This window comes from Methylobacterium sp., from assembly GCF_019745455.1.
Lineage (GTDB): Bacteria > Pseudomonadota > Alphaproteobacteria > Rhizobiales > Beijerinckiaceae > Methylobacterium.
Genome location: NZ_JAIETD010000028.1, coordinates 53,875 through 69,180 on the forward strand (window position 1 = coordinate 53,875; position 15,306 = coordinate 69,180).

The 15,306-nt window shown below is 69.7% G+C and carries 13 protein-coding genes; 4 read left to right on the top strand and 9 right to left on the bottom strand.

Annotation, left to right across the window (positions count from 1 at the left end):
• Window positions 1–64 precede the first annotated feature (64 nt).
• On the bottom strand, window positions 65–532 hold the full coding sequence (locus K2Y56_RS05835; RefSeq protein WP_292506029.1) for a DUF2147 domain-containing protein: 468 nt from the start codon (window positions 530–532) through the stop codon (window positions 65–67).
• Between the two features lie 217 nt (window positions 533–749).
• Here K2Y56_RS05835 and ndk point away from each other — a divergent pair, with 217 nt between their 5' ends.
• The 4 genes from ndk (at window position 750) to K2Y56_RS05855 (ending at window position 3,785) form a co-directional block, all read left to right on the top strand.
• The gene (gene ndk, locus K2Y56_RS05840; RefSeq protein ID WP_292506031.1) at window positions 750–1,172 is read left to right on the top strand and encodes a nucleoside-diphosphate kinase; all 423 of its coding nucleotides are present in this window, start codon (window positions 750–752) and stop codon (window positions 1,170–1,172) included.
• A gap of 109 nt (window positions 1,173–1,281) precedes the next feature.
• Window positions 1,282–1,659 carry a hypothetical protein gene (locus K2Y56_RS05845; RefSeq protein WP_292506033.1) on the top strand — a complete coding sequence of 126 codons (378 nt, stop codon included), beginning with the start codon at window positions 1,282–1,284 and terminating at the stop codon, window positions 1,657–1,659.
• Window positions 1,660–1,860: 201 nt separating this feature from the next.
• Window positions 1,861–3,105, top strand: a complete 1,245-nt coding sequence (locus K2Y56_RS05850) for a DUF3419 family protein (RefSeq protein WP_292506036.1) — start codon at window positions 1,861–1,863, stop codon at window positions 3,103–3,105.
• Entirely contained in the window at window positions 3,102–3,785 is a 684-nt protein-coding gene (locus tag K2Y56_RS05855; protein WP_292506037.1) for a class I SAM-dependent methyltransferase, read from the top strand. The genes K2Y56_RS05850 and K2Y56_RS05855 overlap by 4 nt, the downstream gene beginning before the upstream one ends.
• Here K2Y56_RS05855 and K2Y56_RS05860 read toward each other — a convergent pair.
• The 8 genes from K2Y56_RS05860 to K2Y56_RS05895 all read right to left on the bottom strand — a co-directional run bounded on the left by K2Y56_RS05860 (window position 3,740) and on the right by K2Y56_RS05895 (window position 15,268).
• Window positions 3,740–5,461, bottom strand: a complete 1,722-nt coding sequence (locus K2Y56_RS05860) for a patatin-like phospholipase family protein (RefSeq protein ID WP_292506039.1) — start codon at window positions 5,459–5,461, stop codon at window positions 3,740–3,742. The genes K2Y56_RS05855 and K2Y56_RS05860 overlap by 46 nt on opposite strands.
• A 91-nt stretch (window positions 5,462–5,552) precedes the next feature.
• Window positions 5,553–6,788, bottom strand: coding sequence for a cytochrome P450 (locus K2Y56_RS05865; protein WP_292506041.1), 1,236 nt, complete (start codon window positions 6,786–6,788; stop codon window positions 5,553–5,555).
• A gap of 5 nt (window positions 6,789–6,793) precedes the next feature.
• A complete protein-coding gene (locus tag K2Y56_RS05870; protein WP_292506043.1) occupies window positions 6,794–8,068 on the bottom strand; it encodes an FAD/NAD(P)-binding oxidoreductase in 1,275 nt (424 codons plus the stop codon).
• Complete coding sequence (locus K2Y56_RS05875; RefSeq protein ID WP_292506045.1) at window positions 8,065–8,277, bottom strand: ferredoxin; 213 nt, start codon at window positions 8,275–8,277, stop codon at window positions 8,065–8,067. Before K2Y56_RS05875 ends, K2Y56_RS05870 begins: the two co-directional genes overlap by 4 nt.
• Before the next feature lie 87 nt (window positions 8,278–8,364).
• The gene (atzF, locus tag K2Y56_RS05880) at window positions 8,365–10,164 is read right to left on the bottom strand and encodes an allophanate hydrolase (protein ID WP_292506047.1); all 1,800 of its coding nucleotides are present in this window, start codon (window positions 10,162–10,164) and stop codon (window positions 8,365–8,367) included.
• A gap of 5 nt (window positions 10,165–10,169) precedes the next feature.
• On the bottom strand, window positions 10,170–13,814 hold the full coding sequence (gene uca, locus K2Y56_RS05885) for an urea carboxylase (RefSeq protein WP_292506050.1): 3,645 nt from the start codon (window positions 13,812–13,814) through the stop codon (window positions 10,170–10,172).
• A gap of 7 nt (window positions 13,815–13,821) precedes the next feature.
• On the bottom strand, window positions 13,822–14,445 hold the full coding sequence (locus tag K2Y56_RS05890) for an urea amidolyase associated protein UAAP2 (RefSeq protein WP_292506052.1): 624 nt from the start codon (window positions 14,443–14,445) through the stop codon (window positions 13,822–13,824).
• Between the two features lie 13 nt (window positions 14,446–14,458).
• Window positions 14,459–15,268 carry an urea amidolyase associated protein UAAP1 gene (locus K2Y56_RS05895; protein WP_292506054.1) on the bottom strand — a complete coding sequence of 270 codons (810 nt, stop codon included), beginning with the start codon at window positions 15,266–15,268 and terminating at the stop codon, window positions 14,459–14,461.
• Window positions 15,269–15,306 lie beyond the last annotated feature (38 nt).

Sequence of the window (15,306 nt, forward strand, 5' to 3'; positions counted from 1 at the left end):
GCGGCACGACCTCAGGAAAACCGCCGAGTCGAAGCGTCGCCCGGCGGTTGAAGCACTGCGTGAGTCAGCGAGGCGCGTTGGCCGCCTGCTGGTTCACGTCCGGCACCCGGGTCCAGGTCTGCGATCCGCACAGGACCTTGAGCAGGCAGCCGGAGACGCTGAGCTCGGTGCCGCTCTCGCGGGCGAGGCTGACCTGATAGATCTTGCCTTCCTCGACATTGTAGATGTCGCCCGAGAACTTGTCGTCGTCGGGCTTCAGCCCCTCGATCAGCGGCAGTCCGAGCACAGGACGGGTGCGCTTCTTCGGGTCGGGGTTCTTGATGTCGGTGCGAGGCGCCCCGCTCTCAGTGGTCGCGACCTTCAGCCAGACGACCTTGCCGCAGACATTGGCGGCACCGGGCCCGCAACGGTCGATGCGGATCTTGGCGCGGCCATCCTCGGTGAGCCAGGTTCCCGACGGGTCCTGGGCGGGTGCCGCGGCCGCGGCACCGATGCCGGAGAGGAGGAGGGCGGCTGTCAGAGCGACACGCATGGCTCGGATCTCCTTGGGGACGTAAGGGGGGAACGGCCCGATCAGCCGGACCGTCGTCGAGCCCTGAGGAAAGCGCGAGTTTCAGGCGATTTTTCGGCGGTGTTGCGTTCATGCCATGGTCGGCGGGAAATCGGGCTCGGGTTGAGACCCTGGGATGTGCCGGCTATAAGCCCGGCGCCGAAGCCGTTTCGGCTGACCGACCAGAACCGGATCGACCATGGCCACCGAGCGTACCTTCTCCATCCTCAAGCCCGATGCGACCAAGCGGAACCTCACCGGCGCGGTGAACGCGCTGATCGAGAAGGCGGGCCTGCGCATCGTCGGCCAGCGCCGCATCCAGATGAGCCGCCAGCAGGCGGAGACGTTCTACGAGATCCACAAGGAGCGCCCGTTCTTCGGCGAGCTCGTCGAGTTCATGACCTCCGGCCCGGTCGTCGTGCAGGTGCTCGAAGGCGAGAACGCCGTCGCCAAGTACCGCGAGATCATGGGCGCGACGAACCCGGCCCAGGCCGCCGAGGGCACCATCCGCAAGACCTTCTCGGAATCGGTCGGCGAGAACACCGTCCACGGCTCGGACAGCGCCGAGAACGCCGCGATGGAGATCGCGCAGTTCTTCCAGGATTCCGACATCGTCGGCTGAGGGCGATTGGTGCCGGGGTGTGGCGGCAGCGCCCTTGCGCTGCGGCACTTCCGAGCGTGAAAGCGGATCTCGTCGAACGATCCTAAAATCACGCTCCCGGATATCATCCATGCGCACCACCCTTCCGCGCTCCGGCCGCCTCCTCCTGGCGGCCGGCCTCGTCTCTCTCGTTGCCGCCTGCAACTCGACGAAGCCCGGCCCTACCGCTTCCCTCGAAGGCTATTCGCCGGACCCGGCGCTCAAGACCGCCTCGACCCGGAACCTCGCCGGCCGCGTGCGCTACGCCTGCACGGTGACGCAGGGCCGCCTCCAGAGCGTGCCCGAGGCTTCGCTGGCCCGGCCCTGCGGCTGCTACGCCGAGAAGACGCTGGCCTCCCTGAACAAGGGCGAGGTCGAGTCCTACCGCACCACCGGATATTTCAACGATTCGGCCAAGGCCAAGGCGCTGTCGGCGCTCGACGCCTGCCAGCTTCCCCGCCCGGCCTGAGGATCGATACTCCTAGCCTTGGCGATCCCGACTGCGGAGAGAAGCAGCGCTGCGCGAAGCGTCTTCTCCGTAGGGCCCGGCCAACGAGGCATCTTGCCTTCTCCGACGGTGTCGTGAGGGAAGGTCGTCACCGCAGAGTCATGCGCATGACGTAACGGCGCTGGGATGAGGCCTTGGCCTCCCCACGACCGAAGATCCCGCATGACGCGCGCAGCCCGGGCCATCCGCCGCGAAACCAGCCTCGGGCTGACCAGCGCCGTCCATCGCAGCGCGCCGCTCTCGCGCGCCGGGCTGTCGGAACGGCTCTTCACCTTCGCCTTCAGCGGCCTTGTCTACCCGCAGATCTGGGAAGATCCTCTCATCGACATGGAGGCGCTTCGCCTCGGGCCGCAGGACCACGTCGTCGCCATCGCATCGAGCAGCTGCAACGTCCTCTCCTACCTCACGGCCGATCCCGCCCGCATCAGCGCGGTCGATCTCAACGGCGCCCATGTGGCGCTCGGGCGGCTCAAGCTCGCCGGACTTCAGGCGCTGCCCGACCACGCGGCGTTCTTCCGCTTCTTCGGCCGCACCGACGAGCCCGCCAACATCGCCGCTTACGACGACCTGATCCGGCCGCGGCTCGATCCGGTCTCGCGCGCCTATTGGGAGGCGCGCGGACTCGACGGCCGCCGCCGGATCGGCGCCTTCGGGAAGGGCTTCTACCGGCACGGCCTGCTCGGGCGCTTCATCGGAGCGGGGCACCGCATCGCGAGACTCTACGGCCACGATCTCTCGCGGGTTCTGAAAGCCCGGACCATGCCCGAGCAGCGCCAGGCCTTCGAGACCGAGATCGCGCCGCTCTTCGAGAAGGCGATGATCCGCTGGATGATCGCCCGGCCGGCCTCGCTCTACGGCCTCGGCATCCCGCCGGCGCAATACGGGGCCCTGGCCAAGGATCTGCCCGGCGGCATGGTCGCCGTTCTGCGCCACCGGATGGAGCGCCTCGCCTGCGGATTTCCGATCAAGGACAACTACTTCGCCTGGCAGGCTTTCGGGCGCGGCTACGATCCTGCCCCCGATGCGGCGCTTCCACCCTACCTCCAGGCCGCGAATTTCGAGGCGGTGCGCGAGCGGGGGCCTCGGGTACGCTACCAGCAGCAATCGATGACCGCCTTCCTCGCCGCCAGCCCCGATGCCAGCGCCGACGCCTACGTTCTCCTCGACGCGCAGGACTGGATGAACGATTCCGACCTGATGGCGCTCTGGGCGCAGATCACCCGCACCGCCCGGCCCGGCGCCCGCGTCATCTTCCGTACCGCCGCCGACGAGCGTTGCCTGCCCGGCCGGGTGCCCGATGCGATCCTGAACGCCTGGACCTACGAGGAAGCGACGAGCCGGGCTCTGTGCGCCCGCGACCGATCCTCGATCTATGGCGGTTTCCACCTCTACCGCCTCGCCGCATGAGCAGCGCCGCATCGGCGATGGACCGGATGTACCGGCGCCAGCGCCACATCTACGATGCCAGCCGCAAGTTCTACCTCCTCGGCCGCGATCGCGTCATCGATGCTCTGGCGCCGCCGGCGGGCGGCAGCGTGCTGGAGATCGGCTGCGGCACCGGGCGCAACCTCGTGCGCATCGCCCGGACCTACCCGCATAGCCTCTGCTACGGCCTCGACGTCTCGGCGGCGATGCTCGACACCGCGTCGCGCTCGGTGGCCCGGGCGGGACTGTCCGGGCGCGTCAGGCTCGCCTGCGCCGACGCCACCGATTTCGACCCTCGGGGCTTGTTCGGCAGGCCGGCATTCGACCGGATCGTGATCTCCTATGCCCTCTCGATGATCCCGCCTTGGGAGGCGGTGCTCTCCGAAGCTACCGGACATCTCGCGCCATGCGGCGAACTCCACGTGGTCGATTTCGGCGGGCAGGAGGGGCTTCCCGTTCCGTTCCGGGCAATGCTCAACCGCTGGCTCGCCGCCTTCTCGGTGACGCCGCGCCTCGCCATGCCCGAGGCAATGATCGCGGCTGCATCGACGCGCGGATTGGATTGCGCCGTCAGCCAGCTCTACCGCGGATACGCGGTGCACGGGGTGCTGTCGCGTCAGCCCTCCTCCGCCCAGGGCGCCAGGGTCCCGGCAGCGATCTGATCGACCGCGTGGCGGTGGCCGATGGCAGCGGTCGTCTCGTGCGCCGACCAGGCCCTGAGGTCGATCCCGGCGAGCGGCGGGCGCAGCACGGCGGCGGCGTGACGGCAGGTCAGCGCCGTCTGCGCGTCGGAGGAGACGGTCGCAGCCCGCAGCAGCAATTGCGCGATCCCCGGCGTCTCCTGCGGCGCGCCGAGCCATTGCCGCAGCATCCGGCCGCGCCAGGAGCGGGTGGGCACGCTCTGGAACGCGAGATCGCTGGCGACGTCGACGCCGAGCACCGGCCCGCGCTGGCGCGCGGCCATGACGTCGACCGGCAGGTTGTTCATCATGCCGCCGTCGACGAGGATGCCGTCCGGCGTGCAGACCGGCGGCAGGAGGCCCGGGATCGCGATGCTGGCGCGAAGCGCCGTGACGAGGTCGCCCTGATCGTGGACCATGGCGGTGCCGGTGGTCAGGTTTGAGGACAGGCAGAAGAACGGCAGCCACAGATCCTCGATCCGTGTGCCCGCGAAGGTGCGGGCGAGGCCCTCGTCGACCTTGGCGCCGCGGGTGAGCGCCAGCACCGGCAGGGTGTAGTCGTTGAGCGGATTGCGGGCGACGAAGGACGCGACCGTCTGGTCGAGGATGCGCTCCCGACTCCAGCCCATGGCGAGGCTCGCGCCGACGATCGCGCCCATGCTGGTGCCCGCGACCGCATCGATGGGCAGGCCTGCCTCCTCCAGCGCACGGATGACGCCGAGATGGGCAAATCCCCGGGCGCCGCCGCCGCCGAGGACCAAGGCCCGTGCGCAGCCGCTGGCGAGGCGCGCAAGCCGACCGAGATCACCGGCATGGCTCGGCCGGATGTGGATGCGCATCGAGACCGGGATCGCGGCGAAGACCGGATGCGGCGGCAGCGGCAGCTCGGCCTCCGGCGCCTGGACCACGACGAGGTCGTGGCGGACCCAGTCGGAGGGCGTGCGGGCCGCGAAATCGGCGCAGCTCGGTTTGGGCGGCTCGCCGGCCTGCGCCAGAAGCAGGACGTGGTCGGAGCGGCGCAGGCACAGGCGGGTCCAGGCGCTGCCGGGCTCGTCGGCGAGGTAGACGACGCGGTCGTGGCCGCTCTCGAAGCGGTGGAACCAGGTCTCGTCCGCTTCCTCGGGCCAGGCATCGAGATAGCCGACCTGCCCGCCAAGGGCCTTGGCGAAGGCCCGCGCCTCGGAGGCGGCGAAATCGCCGGCGGTGACCGGCAGCATCGTGAAGGTGCGCGGCACGTCGTCGACGCCGGGCGCGGAATCCGCCCGGCGCAGCCGGTCGGCGAGCAGCCGGGTGAAATACAGCATGGTCGAGGGATGGCGCTCGACCACCTCCTCGAAGGCCTCGCGGCTCAGGCGATAGAGATGCGAATCGCGCAGGGCCGTGGCGGTGGCCGAGCGCGGCCCCTCGGAGAGCAGCGCCATCTCGCCCACCGTCACCGGCGGCCTGAGCCGGGCAACATGTCGGATCACACCGGTCAGGGGGTCGCGCCGCGAGATGCCGACGGCGCCGGACGCCAGGGTGTAGAGCGCGTCGGCCTCGTCGCCCTCCTCGAACAGGGTCTGGCCGCCGGCCACCGAGACCGAGACGAGCCGGTCGCGGATCGCCTGCGCCGCGTCCTCGTCGAGGGACCGCAGGAAGGGAATATCGGGCTCGTCCATTCAAGCGCCCTCCGGGTCGGGCGCCTCTCAGGCTAAGCCATGGTGCGTCCTTCGAATGGAAGGATGCGTCACAAAGGTTGCACGGGGATGATCAGGCGATGCGGTCGACGCTGAGGCGCAGGGTCTTCGGCCCGCGCAGGGATGCGCCCTCTCGGTAGGGCGGCGGGTCGTCGACGAGGCGCGGGTCGATGAGCCGGCGCGCCAGGGTGACGAGGGCGATCTCGCCCTCGATCCGGGCTAGCGGCGCGCCGAGGCAGTAATGCAGGCTGCCGCCGAAGCTGAAATGCTGGTTGTCCGGGCGGTCGGGGTCGAAACGGCGAGGCTCGGCAAAGCGCGCAGGGTCGCGGTTCGCGGCGGCGAAGAGGAGGACGACCGGCGCACCCTCCGGGATCACCTCGCCGGCGATGGCGATGTCGGCGAGCGCCTTTCGCGTCCGAAAATGCACCGGCGGCTCGTAGCGCAGGATCTCCTCGACAAGGCGCGGCGCACGCTCGGCATCCTGCCGTAGGCGCTCGAGCTCATGCGGGTGGCGCAGCAGCGTCAGCATGCCGTTGGCGATGAGGTTCACGGTGGTCTCGTGCCCGGCGACCAGCAGGAGGATCGACGTCGCGATGAGGTCGAACTCGCCCATGGCACCGGCTTCCGTGCCGGCGGCAAGGCCGCTCAGCATGTCGTCCTGCGGATGCCGGCGCTTCTCCTTGATCAGGACCTTCATGTAGGCGGAGATCGCGTCGAAGGTGGCGCGGGTCTGTCCTTGCGTCTCCTCGTCGTGGCGGGCATCGGGTTCGAGGGCGGTGGCGAGCTGCGTCGCCCAGCCCTGGAAGGTCGGCTCGTCCTCGCGCGGCACGCCGAGCATCTCGCAGATGATCGTGACGGGGAGCGGATAGGCGATGTCCTCGACGACGCAGATCTCGCGGGCGCCGCATCGTTTGTCGAGCAATTCGCCGAGGTGCGCTTCGGCACGCGCCTTCATGGCGTTGACGCGGGAAATCGTGAACTGCGTCATGACGATACGGCGCAAGGCATCGTGATCGGGCGGATCGCGGAAGATCAGCGGACGGTGGCGGCTGACGATCTCGTCCTTGATAGGCTGGAGGATCCAATCCTTGAACGGGTTGCCGGTGGGCGGGCTCTTGGCCGGCGGCAGGTCGGCCGAGCTGATCCGCGGGTCGAACAGCAAGGCGCGGATCGCCGCGTGCGAGCTGACGAGATAGGTCCCATCCTCCTGCCGCACCACCGGATGGCCGGCGAGCCGGGCGTAGAGCGGGTAGGGGTCCGGCCGGTTCTTCGGGTCCTTGATCTCGTCGAACAGGGTGGAAAGCGACATGGGGCTCATCCTTGCGCGACGGGCCAGGCCGGATCGATCGGGCCGAGGCGGGTGAGCTGGTCGACCGCGCCCGTGATCGGCGGGAACGGCGCCCGGGCCTCGATCGCCGCTGCATAGGCCGGAAGCCATCGGGCACAGTCGAAGGACAGGGCGGCGATCGTCCGCCCCTCATGGCCATAAGCGGCGATGAAGCGGCCGTCCTTGAGCGAGCCCTGGACGAAGGCGAGGCTGTCGGCGCCCTTCGTCAGGCCGGCGAGCTTGATCGTGAGGCCGAACTGGTTCGACCAGAAGGTCGGCAGCTCGGAGAATGCCGGCCCGTCGTCGCCCTTCACGAGGGCGCGGCCCGCATAGGCGCCCTGCGCGACGGCGTTGCCCCAATGTTCGAGCCGCGTCAGGCCATCGTCGTAGAGCGGATGCGGGAAGGCGGCGACGTCTCCCGCCGCCCGGATCTCGGCATGGATAAAGCCGGATTCGTCCCGGACGCGGCAATGGCTGTCGCAGACGAGGGCGCCCTTCTCGCGGGCAAGTCCCGATCCATCGAGCCAATCGGTGTTCGGGATCGCGCCGAGCGCCACCAGTATGATTTCGGCCGAGACCTCGGCGCCGTCTTCGAGGATGGCGCCGGTCACCCGCCCTGCCTCTCCGGTGAGCGAGCGCACCTTGGCGTTCGGCCGGATCTCGACGCCCGCGCGCTCCATCCGCTCGCGCAGGAATCCAGAGACGCTGATGCCGAGGATGCGGGCGAGGGGCGCCGGGCCCGGATCGACCATCGTCACCGCAAGGCCGAGGTCGCGGCAGACCGAGGCCGCCTCGCAGCCGATGAAGCCGCCGCCGATGATCAGCACCCGCTCGGGCTTCCTCGCCAGGGCGCCTCTCAAGGCCTCGGCATCGTCGCGGCCGCGCAAGGTGAAGACGCCAGTGAGGGCAGCCTCCAAGGGCTCGTGCCAGGACCGCGCGCGGGCACCGGTGGTGATCAGAAGCCTGTCGTATTCAAGTTGCTCTCCGCCCGAGAGGACGATCTCGCGCTTGACCGCGTCGAGGCCGACCGCAGCTTGACCGAGCCGCCATTCGGCATCGAGCGCCACAAGGTTCGGCAGGGTCGTCGCGCCCGCGCCGAACTCGCCCGCGATGACGTGCTTCGACAGGGACGGGCGGTCATAGGGCGCGTGCGGCTCGTCGCCCACGAGGGTCAGCGGCCCGGCATGGCCGGCGAGACGGATCGCCTCGGCCCCGCGCAAGCCCGCGAGCGAGGCGCCGACGACGACGATGCGCTCGCTCACGAGGCGGTGCCGATGGTGTCGTCGAACTCGACGCTGATCGCCCGCACCGGGCAGGCCTGCACGGCGCGCTCGATCCGGCCCCTGTGCTCGGGTGTCGGCGCGGGATCGTAGACCAGGATCTCGGCCCCGCGCAGCTCGAAACTCTCGGGCGCGGCGTAGCAGCACTGGGCGTAGGCTTGGCAGCGGTTCAGATCGACGACGACGCGCATTGTGTCCCTCGAGCCGGCAGCTTGGGCCGACATCGGGACAGCAACGACGAAAGTGGCGTTGATGATCCGCCGCTTCAGAGCTCTGCGTCACGATGCGGCGAGGTAGGCCCGCCAGCCGCCATGGGCGGTGATCTCCTCCGCGCCCTTCAGGGCATGGGCCTCGCACAGGAAGCCGGAGACGGCGCTGCCATCCTCCAGGGTGATCTTGCCGATACCGAGGGGAGCGGGGATGGCCGCGGCGAAGCGGCCGAAGGCGGCGGGCGAGAGGCCCCAGACCTCGACGGCGAGGCCAGGACCGGCGAAGCCCGGATCGCGGACGAGACCGGGCTTGGCCGGCTTCGTGCCCGGAAGGGCGTAGAGGCGGTAATCCGCCGCCGTGCGCGCTGCACGCAGGAGCGTGCCGCCGAGTTCGACGAGCTGGTGGTTGAGGGGCAGGCTGGAGAGATGCGCGCCGACCACCACGATGGGAACCGTGTCCGGGGCGGGTGCGGGAACGATGCTCGCCTCGGGCAGCGCAACGTGTCGGTCGATCCCCATGCCGGGTTCTGCCGCCCGATGGAGGGCATCCGCGAGGTGGCCGAGGGCATCGTCGCTGAAGCCGGGGCCGACCAGGGTGACGCCGCCCGGCAGCCCGTCCGGCCCGAATCCGGCGGGGATCGCGATGGCGGCGTAGCCGAGCAGGTTGGCGAAGTTCGTGTAATGGCCGAGATGGCTGTTGAGGCGGATCGGCTCGGCCTGCATCGCGGCGACGGTGTAGGTCGTCGGCGTGGTGGGCAGGAGCAGGATGTCCACCTTCGCGAATTCCGCCTCCGTGCGCCGGCGCAGGGCTTCGAGGTCGTAGAGGCCGCGGAAGGCGTCGACGGCGCTGTAGCCCGTCGCGGACTCGACGATGGCGCGCACGCTCGGGTCGAGGGCTTCGGGATGATCGGCATGGAACGCCTCCACCGCCGCCATCCGCTCGGCCACCCAGGGGCCTTGGTAGAGCAGGGCGGCGGTCTCGCGGAACGGCGCGTAGTCGAAGGGCACCGCCACCGCACCGAACTCCGCCAGCCGGGCGATCGCCGCGTCGTAGAGCGCCTCCACCCCGCCATTGCCGTGGAACTCGCGCTCTTCCGGCGTCAACACGCCGACGCGCAGGCCGGCCGCGGGGAGGGGATGCGGCACCGCCTTTCGCGAGAAGGCGTCCTTAGGGTCGAACCCTTCCGCGATGCGGCGGATGCCGAGCCCGTCGCCGATCGTGGCGGCGAAGATGCTGATGCAGTCGAGGCTGCGGCAGGCCGGGACGAGACCGGTGGTGCTGAGCGATCCCGGCGTCGGCTTGATGCCGACGAGGTTGTTGAACGCCGCCGGCACCCGGCCGGACCCGGCCGTGTCGGTGCCGAGGGAGAAGCTCGCCAAACCCGCCGCCACGGCGACCGCAGAGCCCGAACTCGAGCCGCCGGAGATGTGTTCGCTGCTGAAGACGCTGCGGGGAGCGCCGTAGGGCGAGCGGGTGCCGTTGAGCCCGGTGGCGAACTGGTCGAGGTTGGTCTTGCCGGTGACGAGGGCGCCGGCCGCCTTCAGGCGCGCCACCACGACCGCATCGGCCGATGGCGTGTAGGTGAATTCGGGGCAGGCGGCGGTGGTAGCTAAGCCCGCCACGTCGATATTGTCCTTGACCGCGAAGGGCATGCCCCAGAGCGGCAACGAGTTCGGCTCCGGATGGCGCTCCATCAGGTCCTTCGCCGCTGCGACCAGGGCTTGCCGCCCGACCCGCGTGATGAACACGGCCGGATCGGCATAGGCCTCCATCCGGTCGGCGATCGCCTCCGCCAAAGCGACAGGCGTGAGCCCCTCCGAGGCGTAGAGGCCACGCAGGGTCGAGAGGTCGAGGATGGTGGGCAGCATGTGTCTCAGCTCTCCTCGATCACCGCGACGAGGTCGCCACCCCGGAGCGTCCGTCCGGGCTGCACCCGAATCTCCCGCAAGGTTCCCGCCACGGGGGCGGTCACCGGCACTTCCATCTTCATCGATTCGAGGATCGCCACGGCCTCGCCCGCCTCGATCCTGTCGCCGACCGCCTTCACCACCTTCCAGACATTGCCCGGCACGGCGGTCGGCACGCCGATGCAGCCCGGTGGGATCGCGTCCTCCGATCCCATCGGCGCGGCCTCCTCGGCGACGAAGACGTCAAGGCCCTCTTCCTTCCAGCGCTGCCGTTCCGCCTCGAACGCATTCTGCTGGCGGAGCTTGGCCGATGTGATCTCGGCGGCATTGGCGGCGAGCTCCGCCCGGTGCTCCGCATAGGAGAACGTCCCGTCCTCGATCCGCACAGGATAGGCCCCGTGCGGGAAGGCGGCGCGCGCCTCCGTCAGCTCGTCGTGGCTCACGGAAAAGAAGCGGATGCGGTCGAATGGCCGGAGCAGCCAGGGATGGCCGGGGACGAATTCACGCGTCATCCGCCAGGTGTTCCAGATCTGGATCGTGCGGCCGACGAGCTGGTACCCGCCCGGTCCCTCCATGCCGTAGATGCACATATAGGCGCCGCCGATGCCGACCGCGTTCTCCGGCGTCCAGGTCCTGGCGGGGTTGTACTTGGTTGTCACCAGGCGGTGGCGCGGATCGACCGGCGTCGCCACCGGAGCGCCGAGATAGACGTCGCCGAGGCCCATCACGAGATAGCTCGCGTCGAAGACGATGCGCTTCACGTCCGCTTCGCCGTCCAAGCCGTTGATACGACGGATAAATTCGATGTTCGACGGGCACCAGGGCGCATTCGGGCGCACCAGCTCCTGGTACTTGCGCATGGCGAGTTCCGCCTGAGGATCGTTCCACGACAGCGGCAGATGGACGATCCGGCTCGGCACCGTGACGTTCTCGACGGAGCCGAGGCCCGCTTCGATCTCGCGCAGGAGCCCGAGCAGCCGCGAGCGGGGCAGGACGGCCCCGTCATAGTGGATCTGCAGCGAGCGGATGCCGGGAGCGAGATCGATCAAGCCGGGCACTTTCGCCTGCGCCACCGCCTCGGCCAGGAGGTGGACGCGAAGGCGGATGCCGATATCGAGGGCCATCGGGCCGTACTCGACGAGCAGGTTGTCGTCGCCCTGGCGCCGGTAGACGACCTCGACCGGACCAGAGGTGTCGCGGGCGAGGATGGGGGAGCCCAAGTCTTCCCTCCCCTCTCTGCGGGGGGGGGAGTCTCGCGGATGCGAGGCGGGAGAGGGGAACGCGACCTCTCCGGATAGTTCAGTGCTCCCCTCTCCCGACCCACTTCGTGGGCCACCCTCTCCCGCAGAGGGGAGAGGGACAAGCGTGTGGTCTTCCACCCGCTCCACCGCCACGAACCGCACCCGGTCCCCGGGCCTGAGCTGGCCCATCTTCCACAGCTCGTCTCGGGCGATCACGCCGGGGCAGACGAAGCCGCCGAGACTGGGGCCGTCGGGGCCGAGCAGGATCGGCATGTCGCCGGTGAAATCGAGGGCGCCGACCGCGTAGGCGTTGTCGTGGAGGTTGGACGGGTGCAGCCCGGCTTCGCCGCCATCCTGGCGCGCCCAGCGCGGCGTCGGGCCGATCAGGCGCACGCCGGTGCGGGCCGAGTTGAAATGGACCTCGTAGGTCGCCGAGAACAGGTCGGCGATGTCGGCCTCCTGGAAGAAATCCGGGGCGCCGTGCGGTCCGTAGACGAGGCCGATCGTCCAGTCGCCCGTGAGCGCGACGGGGTCCGGACTTGCGGCCTCCATGGCAGGAGCATCGCCGAGCTGCAGCACGTCGCTGGCCTTGAGAACGCCGGTGGCGTGGCCGCCGAAGGCGCCCAGCGCAAAGGTCGCCCGCGAGCCGAGCACCACCGGCGCGTCGAACCCGCCGCGCACGGCAAGGTAGCTGCGCATGCCCGGCCCCTCGATGGCGCCGATGGCGAGGACCTGGCCGGGACGGGCGGTGAAGGCCTGCCCGTGAGGCTGCGCGACGCCGTCGAGGCGGGCCGTCATCGACGCGCCTGTCAGCGCCACGACGGCCTCGGTGTGGAAGCGCAGCATCGGACCCGAGACGGTGAGTTCGAGGGCGCAGGTCTCGGCCGGGTTGCCCACCAGGGCATTGGCGAGCGCGAAGGAGCGGGCATCCATCGGTCCGCTCGGCGGCACGCCGACATGCCAGAGGCCGAGCCGGCCGGGCAGTTCCTGAAGACTCGATTGCGGACCGGGCGTCAGGACCGCCACGCTGCGGGGGCGATAGGCGAAGTCGCGAAGCGCCGTCGTCGCGACGCGCCCGCTGGCGAGAAGCTCGGAGGCCGCGATGGCGCGCAGATATCCGAGATTGGTCTCAATGCCGGCGACAATCGTGGCGTCGAGGGCGGCTCGCAGGGCCGCGATGGCGCCGTCGCGGTCGTCGCCCGTCACGATGATCTTGGCGAGCATCGGGTCGTAGAACGGCGTCACCTCGGTGCCGGTGGCGATCCAGCCGTCGATGCGGGCCGCTTCGGGGAAGACGACCTGCGTCAGCAATCCGGCGCTCGGGGCGAAATCAGCGTGCGGGATCTCGGCGTAGAGCCTGGCCTCGATCGCGGCCCCCTTCGGCTCGAGCGTCCCGGCCGACCCGATGACATCCTCGCCGGCGGCTTGTCCGATCATCCACTCGACGAGGTCGATGCCGAACACCGCCTCCGTCACCGGATGCTCGACCTGCAGCCGCGTGTTCACTTCGAGGAAGGAAAAATCCTGGCGGGCCGGGTCGTAGATGAACTCCACCGTGCCGGCGGAGGCGTAGGAGACGCTTGTCCCGAGGGCCACCGCCGCCTGGTGCAGGCGGGCGCGGACGTCCGGCGACAGGCCGGGCGCGGGCGTCTCCTCGATGACCTTCTGGTTGCGGCGCTGAAGCGAGCAGTCGCGCTCGCCGAGCGCCACGACGCGTCCCGCGCCGTCGCCGAAGATCTGCACCTCGACGTGGCGGGCCTCGCCGACGAAGCGCTCGAGATAGACGCGCGCATCGCCGAAGCTGGCGCGGGCGGTGCGCTCGACGCTGGTGTAGTGCTCGGCGAGTTCCTCGGCCGAGCCGCACAGGCGCATGCCGATGCCGCCGCCGCCGGCCGTGCTCTTCAGCATCACCGGGTAGCCGATGGTGCCCGCCGCCGCGAGGGCGGCGTCGAGATCGGGCAGGAGGTCGGTGCCCGGCAGCAGCGGCACGCCGCTGGCCTTGGCCAGATCGCGGGCGGTGTGCTTGAGGCCGAAGGCGCGCAGGTGCTCGGGCCTCGGCCCGATGAAGACGATGCCCTCCTCCGACAGCCGTTCGGCGAAGGCGACGTTCTCGGACAGAAAGCCGTAGCCGGGATGGACGGCCTCGGCCCCCGTCGCCTTGCAGGCGGCGATGACGGCCTCGACGTCGAGGTAGCTCTCGGTGGCAGGCGCCGGTCCGAGGCGCACGGCCTCGTCCGCCTCCAGCACGCCCGGCGTAAAGCGATCCGCATCGGAATAGACCGTCACCGAGGCGATCCCCATCCGCTTGGCTGTGCGCACGATGCGCCGGGCGATCTCGCCGCGATTGGCGATCAGGATTTTCCGGAACATGGGCGTCTCAAGCCTTGTCCCAGAGAGTCACGCGGATCGGCGTCGGGTTGAAGCCGTTGCAGGGATTGTTGATCTGCGGGCAATTCGAGATGACGCAGATGACGTCCATCTCGGCGGTCACCTCGACGTAGTCGCCGGGGGATGAGACGCCGTCGACGATGGCGAGCTGCCCGTCCTGCTCGATCGGCACGTTCATGAAGAAATTGATGTTGGGCGGGATGTCGCGCTTCGACAGACCGTATTTCGCGACCTCGATCGCGAAATTCTCGCGGCAGGCGTGGAGGTACTTGGTGGCGTGGCCGAAGCGGACGGTGTTGGCCTCGCACGAACAGGCACCGGCCGAGGTATCGTGCCGTCCGCAGCTGTCGGCGGTGACGGTGGCCAGCACCCGGCCCTCGTTGGAAACGAGCTTCGTCCCCGTCGTCACGTAGGCGGAGCCCTGGTCCCGCAGGGTGTCCTGGGAGGAGTAGCGCTCGCCCATATCGTCGGCGCGGTAGAACAGGGTGTCGACGGCTTGGCAGCCATCTATGTCGGTGATGCGGAGAGTCTGGCCCTTGCGCACGAGGCCCGACCAGGGCGCCTGGGCGGGAACGACCTCATCGAAAAGGGCGGCACGATCGCGGTTGGTCATGATGCGTCTTCCCTCAGAAGCCGATGGCGGCGTTGTTGGTGAAGCCGCGTACGGCCTCGATCGTGGCGGTGCGGCAGAGGTCGTCCCTCGTCGCGGGAGGGGCCTTGAAGCGGGTCACCGTGACCGGGTTTGGTGCGTAATCCGGGTTCGGGTCGAGGGGATGAGGGCAGTTCGAGAGGGTGACGACGAGGTCGAGCTCGGCCCGCAGGTCGACGAAGTCGCCCGTCCGCCGCCCGGCCTCGTTCCAGGTGAAGCGCCCCTCGGCGCCGACGCTCACAGGCGCGAAGAAGCTGATGCAGGCGGGGATATCGCGCCGGTCGAGCCCGCTCTTCAGAGCGGCCAGGATGAGGTTGTCGCGGGTATTGCGATGCGGGCCGCCGGAATAGCGCGCCGCGTTCGAGGCGGCGTTGGAGCCGCCGACGAGGGCATCGTGTGCGCCGCAGGAATCCTCGATCAGCGAGAGCATCACCCGGCCCATATCGGAGAACAGCACCCGGCCCTTGCGGAGGTTCGAGGTCCACTGAACCTTGACCGTGTCAGCATAATTCAGCCGCTCGGAGGTCTCGGCGGCGTTCCAGGCCACCATTGCGACACTGGAGGGGCCGTGGTCGAGGGACAGGCGCAGGGCCTCGCCGGCATTGAGCTCGGTGGTCCAGTACCACCCGCCCGGGATGGTCTCCGTATGGAGGACCGCGTCCTCGTCCAGCTTCAGGCCCACGGAGGAGGGCGGGGGCAGGGCGCGGGGGGCATGGCCCTGGCCTTGGGCTTTCAGCTCCTCGTAGCGCCGGCGGTTCTCGGCGATGATGTCTTCGGTCGTGGTCATGCCCGTTCCTCAAGCTGTCCGCCGGGTCGTCCCGGCCG

Excerpts from the sequence above, each read along its gene's own strand:
- K2Y56_RS05850 (WP_292506036.1), top strand. The coding sequence starts at position 1,861 with ATGACGCGCGCAGCCCGGGCCATCCGCCGCGAAACCAGCCTCGGGCTG.
- K2Y56_RS05835 (WP_292506029.1), bottom strand. The coding sequence starts at position 532 with ATGCGTGTCGCTCTGACAGCCGCCCTCCTCCTCTCCGGCATCGGTGCC.
- uca (WP_292506050.1), bottom strand. The coding sequence starts at position 13,814 with ATGTTCCGGAAAATCCTGATCGCCAATCGCGGCGAGATCGCCCGGCGC.
- K2Y56_RS05895 (WP_292506054.1), bottom strand. The coding sequence starts at position 15,268 with ATGACCACGACCGAAGACATCATCGCCGAGAACCGCCGGCGCTACGAG.
- ndk (WP_292506031.1), top strand. The coding sequence starts at position 750 with ATGGCCACCGAGCGTACCTTCTCCATCCTCAAGCCCGATGCGACCAAG.
- K2Y56_RS05890 (WP_292506052.1), bottom strand. The coding sequence starts at position 14,445 with ATGACCAACCGCGATCGTGCCGCCCTTTTCGATGAGGTCGTTCCCGCC.
- K2Y56_RS05865 (WP_292506041.1), bottom strand. The coding sequence starts at position 6,788 with ATGTCGCTTTCCACCCTGTTCGACGAGATCAAGGACCCGAAGAACCGG.
- K2Y56_RS05845 (WP_292506033.1), top strand. The coding sequence starts at position 1,282 with ATGCGCACCACCCTTCCGCGCTCCGGCCGCCTCCTCCTGGCGGCCGGC.
- K2Y56_RS05875 (WP_292506045.1), bottom strand. The coding sequence starts at position 8,277 with ATGCGCGTCGTCGTCGATCTGAACCGCTGCCAAGCCTACGCCCAGTGC.
- K2Y56_RS05855 (WP_292506037.1), top strand. The coding sequence starts at position 3,102 with ATGAGCAGCGCCGCATCGGCGATGGACCGGATGTACCGGCGCCAGCGC.
- K2Y56_RS05860 (WP_292506039.1), bottom strand. The coding sequence starts at position 5,461 with ATGGACGAGCCCGATATTCCCTTCCTGCGGTCCCTCGACGAGGACGCG.
- atzF (WP_292506047.1), bottom strand. The coding sequence starts at position 10,164 with ATGCTGCCCACCATCCTCGACCTCTCGACCCTGCGTGGCCTCTACGCC.